Origin of the sequence: Azospirillum sp. (assembly GCF_035628975.1) — a bacterium.
Taxonomy (GTDB): Bacteria; Pseudomonadota; Alphaproteobacteria; order Azospirillales; family Azospirillaceae; genus Azospirillum.
On sequence record NZ_DASPIS010000075.1, the window covers coordinates 1 to 7,218 of the forward strand.

Here is a 7,218-nt window from a genome sequence, read left to right on the forward strand (position 1 = left end):
AATCCCGGTTGGCTGGGCTGCCGAGGAAAGAATCACGCAAAGCGGCCCGCGCGAATCCGGAAAATCTAGCCTCGCATCACAGCGGCGTCAGGCGTGGCAAATCCGACTCACCCGACCAGTCGGAGCGCTGAACAGCCCTGATCGGGGGGGCACCGTCAACTCGTTGGCACCGACCTTATGGCTGGCGCATTTCGGCCACGGATGCCCAGAGATCGGAGGATCAAGCGGCCAGCGGCGCACCGGCGACTTCGGCCCAGGTGGCGAAGGCCTGGGCGCGGGCGGCGCGGTAGTCGGAGGCGGGGCGTTGGTCGCGGCGGAGGTGGAAGAGGTTGGCGATCGGGTCATGGATAGACAGAAAGCGCTGCACCTGTCGGGCCGATTTGAAGCGCTTCATCTGCCGCTCGCGTCGCCGGGTCGGTTGGTGCGAGTTCTCGGCCCGGTTGTTGATGCCCTTGTGCTGGCGATGCTCCACCCCCGGCATGATGGTCCGCTTGGCCGCGGCGTAGGACTTCAGCTTATCGGTCACCAGCACCCGCGGCGCGCGGCCCTGCTTTTTCAGCAATTTGCGGAGCAGGCGCTTGGCCGCCTTGGCATCGCGCCGGCCCTGCACCAGCACATCGAGCACGAAGCCATCGCGGTCGACAGCCCACCACAGATAATGTTTCTTGCCGGCGATGGTCAGGACGACCTCGTCGAGGTGCCATTTATCGTCCCCGCGTGGCGCCCGCCGACGCAACCGGTCCGCGATCTCGCGGCCGAACTTCAAGGCCCATTTCCGCACCGTCTCATGGCTCACGGTGATGCCGCGGGCTGCAAGCATCTCCTCGACCATACGCAGGCTCAAGGGGAAGCGGAAGTAGAGCCACACCGCCGTTGCGATACCCTCGGCGGGGAAGCGGTAGCCGACGTAGCGGGGGTCACGAAGCGTCGTCATGGAAACCCTATACCCGCACCCCTGCCGCACCGCCACTGTGGACTTGACGGTACCATCGAGGGGCTCCCGATCCGTCAACATCATCGTCACGCTCCCGATCGACCTCACTTTCACAAAGGTCAAGATCCGAGATGGAGCGGTCGCCCAAGCAACTTGAGTGCCGCTTCGTGGAAAACCTCGCCCAGAGTCGGGTGGGCATGGATAGTTCCCGCGACATCATCAAGCTCTGCCCCCATTTCCAGCGCCAGCGCGAATTCCCCCGACAGTTCGGAGACGTGGGCGCCCACCGCCTGGATGCCAATTACCCGCTGATCGTCCCGGCGCGCCACCAGCCGAACGAAGCCGCTCTCGCCGGCGTCCAGGGTCAGCGCACGGCCGTTCGCGGCGAAGGGAAATTGATCGACGATCGCATCGATCCCCTGTGCCGACGCTTCGTCCGGCGACAGGCCGACGCTGACGATCTCCGGTTCCGTGAAGCAGACTGCCGGGATTGCGGCCGGGGCGAAGCGGCGACGGTGGCCGGCGATGATTTCCGCCACCATCTCCCCCTGGGCCGACGCCTTGTGCGCCAGCATCGGCTCGCCGACCAGATCGCCGATCGCCCAGACATTGCGCATCGAGGTCCGGCACTGGTCGTCCACCGCGACAAAGCGCCCCTGGCGATCAACACCCATCGTTTCGAATCCCCAACCCTCCAGCCGGGGGCGCCGACCCACGGTCGACAGCACGGCGTCGGTCGGCAGGCGGATCGTCCCACCATCCGCCGTCTGTACGATCAGCGCATGCCCGTCCCCTTCGGCTTCCATACCCAGCGCACGGGCCCCGAGATGAACCGTCACCCCGGCCCGTTTCAGCCAGCGCTGCACCGGATCGGTCAGAGCGGCGTCGTAAAGCGGCAGGATGCGCGGCTGTGCCTCGACCACCGTCACCGTCGATCCCATCTTTGCAAAGGCGCTGCCCAGCTCCAGCCCGATATAGCCGCCGCCGACCACCACGAGCCGGCGTGGCAGCCGGTCCAACGACAGCGCCTCGGTCGAGGACAGAACCGGCCCGCCGAAGGGCAGGGCGGGCAGCGGCACCGGCTCCGAGCCGGTGGCAAGGATCACATGCTCCGCCCTCACGGTCAGCGGGCCATCGCTGCCTTGGACGGTGCAGGTCTTGGCGTCGGAGAAGACCGCCCAGCCGCGCAGGACGCGCACCTTGGCCTTGCGCAGTAGGGCTGCCACCCCGCCGCTGAGGCGGTCGACAAGGCCGTCCTTCCAGCGCACGGCGCCGGCTAGGTCGAGGCGCGGCGGCGTGTCGAGTGCGATGCCGAGGCGGCCGTCGCCCATCGACTGGGCCATCGCCTCGAAGCTGCCGGCGACATGGATCAGCGCCTTGGACGGGATGCAGCCGCGGATCAGGCAAGTACCGCCCAGCCGGTCGGCCTCGACCAGCACGGTGTCGAGCCCGAGCTGGCCGGCGCGGATGGCGGCGACATAACCGCCCGGTCCGCCGCCGACTACCAGGACCTTGGCGGTGACGGTCTTCATGCTGGGTGCGCTCATCGCGGCGGATCCATAAACAGGGTGGCGGGCTGCTCCAGCGCGGCTTTCACCCGCTGGACGAAAGAGGCGGCGTCCCAGCCGTCGACGACCCGGTGGTCGAAGGAGCAGGACAGGTTCATCATCGACCGGATAACGACGGCGCCCTTGCGCGCCACCGGCCGCTCGGTGATCTTGTTGACGCCGACGATGGCAACCTCCGGCCGGTTGATGATCGGCGTGGTGGCGAGGCCGCCCAGCGTGCCCAGGCTGGTGATGGTGATGGTGGAGCCGCTGAGCTGCTCCCGCCCGGCCTCCCCGTCTCGCGCGGCCGTAGCCAGTTCGCGGATCGCGTGGGCGGCCTGCCAGAGGTCGAGCGTCTCGGCATGGCGGACGACCGGCACCACCAACCCACCCGGCGTTTGCGTTGCGATGCCGGCATGCACCGCCTCGAACCGATGGACCACATTCGCCGCATCGTCATAGCGGGCGTTGATCTGCGGGAACTCCGGGAGCGCCCGGACCAGGGCCCGGATCAGGAAGGGCAGCAGAGTGAGTTTCGGCCGCACCGCGCCACCCTCGGCGTTGAGGTGGAGACGCAGTTCCTCCAGGGCGGTGACGTCGATCTCCTCAATGTAGGAGAAATGCGGGATGTGACGCTTGGCCTCCTGCATGCTCTCGGCGATCCTGCGGCGCAGGCCGCGCACCGGCACCTCCGACACCCCGGTTCTGGTCGGGGAGGGTGGCCGTTCTGCCAAGGCGACACCGCCGGCCTCACCACCTCCGCCGGCAAGATGGCGGTCGAGGTCGCGATGCAGGATCCGGCCGCCCGGGCCGGAGCCGGCTACGAACTGCAACGGGACGCCAAGGTCCCAGGCACGGCGGCGCACCGCGGGCGAGGCGGTCGGCTTGACGCCGGGCGGCCGGCGGACCAGCAGGGCGGGCACAGCGCCGTCTGGCCGGACAGGCGCGACATCCGGCGCGGGGGCAGCGGCGGCAGGCATTGCAACGCCGGCTGTCGGCAGCGCCGCCGCGGGGATGTCATCGAGCGGGTCGGCGGGGGCGTCACTGGGTACCTGATCGTCTGCTCCCTCGACTTCCAGCACGACCAGTTCGGAACCGACCGCCAGCATCGCGCCGGGGGCGCCGTTGAGCGACAGGACCGTGCCGGCGACCGGCGAGGGGATCTCGACCGTCGCCTTGTCCGTCATAACGTCGACCAGCGTCTGGTCCTCGGCGACGCGATCGCCGGGTGCGACATGCCAGGCGACGATCTCGGCCTCGGCGGTGCCTTCGCCGACATCGGGCAGCTTGAAGACATAGCGCGCCATGCTCACTCCTCCATCAGGCGGCGCAACGCCTCGGCGATTCGGGCCGGGCCGGGGAAATACTCCCACTCGAAGGCGTGCGGGTAGGGCGTGTCCCAACCGGTGACCCGCTCGATCGGCGCCTCCAGATGATGGAAGCAATGTTCCTGCACCAGGGCGGACAGTTCGGCGCCGAAGCCGCCGGTCCGGGTGGCCTCATGCACGATGACGCAGCGGCCGGTCTTGCGCACCGACGCCTCGATCGCCTCGATGTCGACCGGCACCAGGGTGCGCAGGTCGAGGACTTCGGCATCGACCTGCGCGTCGCGGGCTGCGGCCAGCGCCACATGCACCATGGTGCCGTAGGCGAGGATGGTGACGGCAGTGCCGCTGCGCACCGTCGCCGCCTTGCCCAGCGGGATGGCGTAATGTCCGTCGGGAACCTCGCTGGCGAGATGCTTGGCCCAGGGCACCACCGGGCGGTCGTGATAGCCTTCGAAGGGCCCGTTGTAGAGACGCTTCGGCTCGAAGAACATCACGGGATCGTCGTCCTCGATGGCGCTGATCAGCAGCCCCTTGGCGTCGTACGGGGTCGATGGGATCACCGTCTTCAGCCCGGCGACGTGGGTGAAGATGGCCTCCGGGCTCTGGCTGTGGGTCTGGCCGCCGAAGATGCCGCCGCCATAGGGCGCGCGCACGGTGACCGGTGCCGTGAACTCGCCGCCGGACCGGTAGCGCAGCCGCGCCGCTTCGGAGATCAGCTGGTCGCAGGCGGGGTAGATGTAATCGGCGAACTGCATCTCGGCGACTGGACGCAGGCCGTAGGCGGCCATACCGACCGCGATCCCCATGATGCCGGCTTCGGTGATCGGTGTGTCGAAGACCCGGCTGCGCCCATGCTTGCGCTGCAGCCCGTCGGTGCAGCGGAACACGCCACCGAAATAGCCGACATCCTCGCCCAGAACGACGACGTCGCCGCTCCGCGTCAGCATCACGTCCATCGCCGCGTTCAGCGCCTGGACCATGGTCATGGTCGCCATCGTTCAGACCCCCGCCTGCTGGCGCTGGCGCTCCAGGTGCCAGGGCATCGTTTTGTAGACGTCCTCGAACATCGTGCGGGCCGACTGGAACGGCCCCTTGTCGAGGGTGCCGAGGGCTTCGGCCTCCTTCCCGGCGGCCTGGACCGCTTCCGCAACCTCCCGGGCCAGGTCCTCCTGTCGGGCCTCTGACCAGACGCCGAGCGCGATCAGGTGCTGGCGCAGCCGGTCGATCGGGTCCCCCAGCGGCCAGTGGGCGCCGGCATTCTCCGGCCGGTATTTGGCGGGGTCGTCACTGGTGGAATGGGCGGCGGCGCGGTAGGTGAACAGTTCGATCAGGGTCGGGCCGAGATTGGCGCGCGCCCGCGCCGCCGCCCAGCGCGTCGCCGCGAAGACCGCCAGGAAATCATTGCCGTCCACGCGCAGGCTGGGGATGCCATAGCCGAGGCCGCGCGCCGCGAAGGTCGTGCGCTCCCCGCCGGCGATGCCGTGGAAGGAGGAGATGGCCCAGTGATTGTTGACCAGATTGAGGATCACCGGGGCGCGGTAGACCGACGCGAAGGTCAGGGCGTGATGGAAGTCGCCCTCCGCGGTGGCGCCCTCGCCGATCCAGGCTGCGGCGATGCGGCTGTCGCCCTTGATCGCCGAGGCCATCGCCCAGCCCACAGCCTGGCTGTATTGCGTTCCCAGATTGCCGGAGATGGAGAAGAAGCCGGCTTCCTTGCTGGAATAGAAGACCGGCATTTGCCGGCCCTTCAGCCGGTCGCCAGCATTGGAGAAGACCTGGCACATCATGTCGACCAGCGGCCAGTCGCGGGCGATCAGCAGCCCCTGTTGCCGGTAGGTCGGAAACAGCATGTCGGCGCGGTCGACCGCCATCGCCTGTGCGACGGCGATGGCCTCCTCGCCGGTGCATTTCATGTAGAAGGAGGTCTTGCCCTGCCGCTGGGCACGCTGCATGCGCTCGTCATAGGCGCGCACCGTCATCATCGACCGCAGCCCGCGTATCAGCATGTCGGGGCTGAGCGCCGGGTCCCAGGGACCGACGGCATGCCCCTGAACATCGAGCACGCGGACCAGATCATAGGCGAGGTCGGTCATGTCGGCCGCCGGACAATCGGTGTCGGGACGGCGGGCGGTGCCGGCCGGCGGCACGGCAAGGGTGCTGAAATCGATCTCGCTGCCGGGCCGCTGCGGAGGCTCCGGCACATGCAGACTCAATGGCTCCCGAACAGGCACGGGGGCATCCATGGCATTCCTCCCAAAGGCAGGTGCTGGCATCGGACGTCGGTCCGAGAGGCGTCGGTGATGGAAAAGCGGGGCAGGAAACGACCGCAACCGCAGCGGCGTGTCGGGGGTATCGGGTCGTGGTTCCGATTATACCGTTGGTGCAGCGAATTTTCTTTGCGTTCTAATGCCTACTATGCAGAAACTGAGCATCGTTCAATTCGTTGATCGCCCGTCTGGAGAGGAATTTCATGCGGATCGAACTTGACGCCATCGATCGCCGAATTCTGGCCCTGCTGCAATCCGACGCCCAGTTGTCGAGCGCCGAAATCGCCGAGCGGGTGGGGTTGTCACAAGCGCCGTGCTGGCGCCGCATCAAGCGGATGGAGGAGAACGGCGTCATCCGCCTGCGCGCGACCCTGCTCGACCGGAAGAAACTCGGGCTGAACGTGCTGGTGTTCGCGCAGGTGAAGCTCGCCGCCCATGGCCGCGCGACCTTGCCCGAATTCGAGGAGACCGTGCGCCAGCTGCCGGAGGTGCTGGAATGCTACACGCTGATGGGAGCCACCGATTACATCATCAAGGTGGTCGCCCGGGACGTCGAAACCTATGAACACTTCTTCCGCGAGAAGCTGTCCCAGCTTCCGGCGGTGCGTGAGACCAACTCGGCCATCGCTCTGTCGGAGATCAAGCACACCACCGCCTTGCCCCTGTCCCTGCTGGAGGAACCCGACTGGCCGGCACGGACGACGAAAACCCGCTGATCTTTGGGCAAGACCAGCGGGCCCGATCGTCAAAAGCCCAGCAGCGTCTCCATCTCAGTGGCCCCCTTCCAGATAAGCGGCACGGACCTCCGGGTCGGCCAGAAGCTGCGCACCCGTCCCCGTCATCGTGATCTTCCCCGTCACCATCACATAGGCACGGTGCGCCAGCTTCAGCGCGTGGAACGCGTTCTGCTCCACCATGAACACCGTCATCTTCTGTTCCCGGTTGATCTCCTGGATCACCTGGAAGATCTGCTTCACGATCAGCGGCGCCAGACCGAGGCTCGGCTCGTCCAGCAGCAGAAGCCGCGGCTGGCTCATCAACGCGCGGCCGATCGCCAGCATCTGCTGCTCGCCGCCCGACATCGTGCCGGCGCGCTGGTTGATGCGCTCCTTCAGACGCGGGAACAGCGTCAGCACCCGCTC

General features: G+C 67.6%; 7 protein-coding genes. 1 reads left to right on the top strand and 6 read right to left on the bottom strand.

Annotated elements, in window-relative coordinates:
* Window positions 1-220: 220 nt before the first annotated feature.
* The 5 genes from VD964_RS16515 to VD964_RS16535 all read right to left on the bottom strand — a co-directional run bounded on the left by VD964_RS16515 (window position 221) and on the right by VD964_RS16535 (window position 6,052).
* Window positions 221-934 carry an IS6 family transposase gene (locus VD964_RS16515; RefSeq protein WP_324869615.1) on the bottom strand — a complete coding sequence of 238 codons (714 nt, stop codon included), beginning with the start codon at window positions 932-934 and terminating at the stop codon, window positions 221-223.
* A 119-nt stretch (window positions 935-1,053) separates the two neighbouring features.
* A complete protein-coding gene (gene lpdA / locus VD964_RS16520) occupies window positions 1,054-2,481 on the bottom strand; it encodes a dihydrolipoyl dehydrogenase (RefSeq protein WP_324869616.1) in 1,428 nt (475 codons plus the stop codon).
* Window positions 2,478-3,788 carry a dihydrolipoamide acetyltransferase family protein gene (locus tag VD964_RS16525; RefSeq protein ID WP_324869617.1) on the bottom strand — a complete coding sequence of 437 codons (1,311 nt, stop codon included), beginning with the start codon at window positions 3,786-3,788 and terminating at the stop codon, window positions 2,478-2,480. Before VD964_RS16525 ends, lpdA begins: the two co-directional genes overlap by 4 nt.
* A gap of 2 nt (window positions 3,789-3,790) precedes the next feature.
* A complete protein-coding gene (locus VD964_RS16530) occupies window positions 3,791-4,804 on the bottom strand; it encodes an alpha-ketoacid dehydrogenase subunit beta (protein WP_324869618.1) in 1,014 nt (337 codons plus the stop codon).
* Between the two features lie 3 nt (window positions 4,805-4,807).
* Entirely contained in the window at window positions 4,808-6,052 is a 1,245-nt protein-coding gene (locus tag VD964_RS16535) for a thiamine pyrophosphate-dependent enzyme (RefSeq protein ID WP_324869619.1), read from the bottom strand.
* Window positions 6,053-6,279: 227 nt separating this feature from the next.
* Here VD964_RS16535 and VD964_RS16540 point away from each other — a divergent pair, with 227 nt between their 5' ends.
* A complete protein-coding gene (locus tag VD964_RS16540) occupies window positions 6,280-6,792 on the top strand; it encodes an Lrp/AsnC family transcriptional regulator (RefSeq protein WP_109157732.1) in 513 nt (170 codons plus the stop codon).
* 54 nt (window positions 6,793-6,846) lie between these two features.
* On the opposite strand, the gene VD964_RS16545 is transcribed toward VD964_RS16540, so the two are convergent.
* On the bottom strand, window positions 6,847-7,218 hold a 372-nt coding region (locus VD964_RS16545), incomplete at its 5' end, for an ABC transporter ATP-binding protein (protein WP_324869620.1).

What these genes read in the sequence shown, in the direction of transcription:
- VD964_RS16540 (WP_109157732.1), top strand. Translation starts at nt 6,280, where the DNA reads ATGCGGATCGAACTTGACGCCATCGATCGCCGAATTCTGGCCCTGCTG.
- VD964_RS16535 (WP_324869619.1), bottom strand. Translation starts at nt 6,052, where the DNA reads ATGGATGCCCCCGTGCCTGTTCGGGAGCCATTGAGTCTGCATGTGCCG.
- VD964_RS16515 (WP_324869615.1), bottom strand. Translation starts at nt 934, where the DNA reads ATGACGACGCTTCGTGACCCCCGCTACGTCGGCTACCGCTTCCCCGCC.
- lpdA (WP_324869616.1), bottom strand. Translation starts at nt 2,481, where the DNA reads ATGAGCGCACCCAGCATGAAGACCGTCACCGCCAAGGTCCTGGTAGTC.
- VD964_RS16525 (WP_324869617.1), bottom strand. Translation starts at nt 3,788, where the DNA reads ATGGCGCGCTATGTCTTCAAGCTGCCCGATGTCGGCGAAGGCACCGCC.
- VD964_RS16530 (WP_324869618.1), bottom strand. Translation starts at nt 4,804, where the DNA reads ATGGCGACCATGACCATGGTCCAGGCGCTGAACGCGGCGATGGACGTG.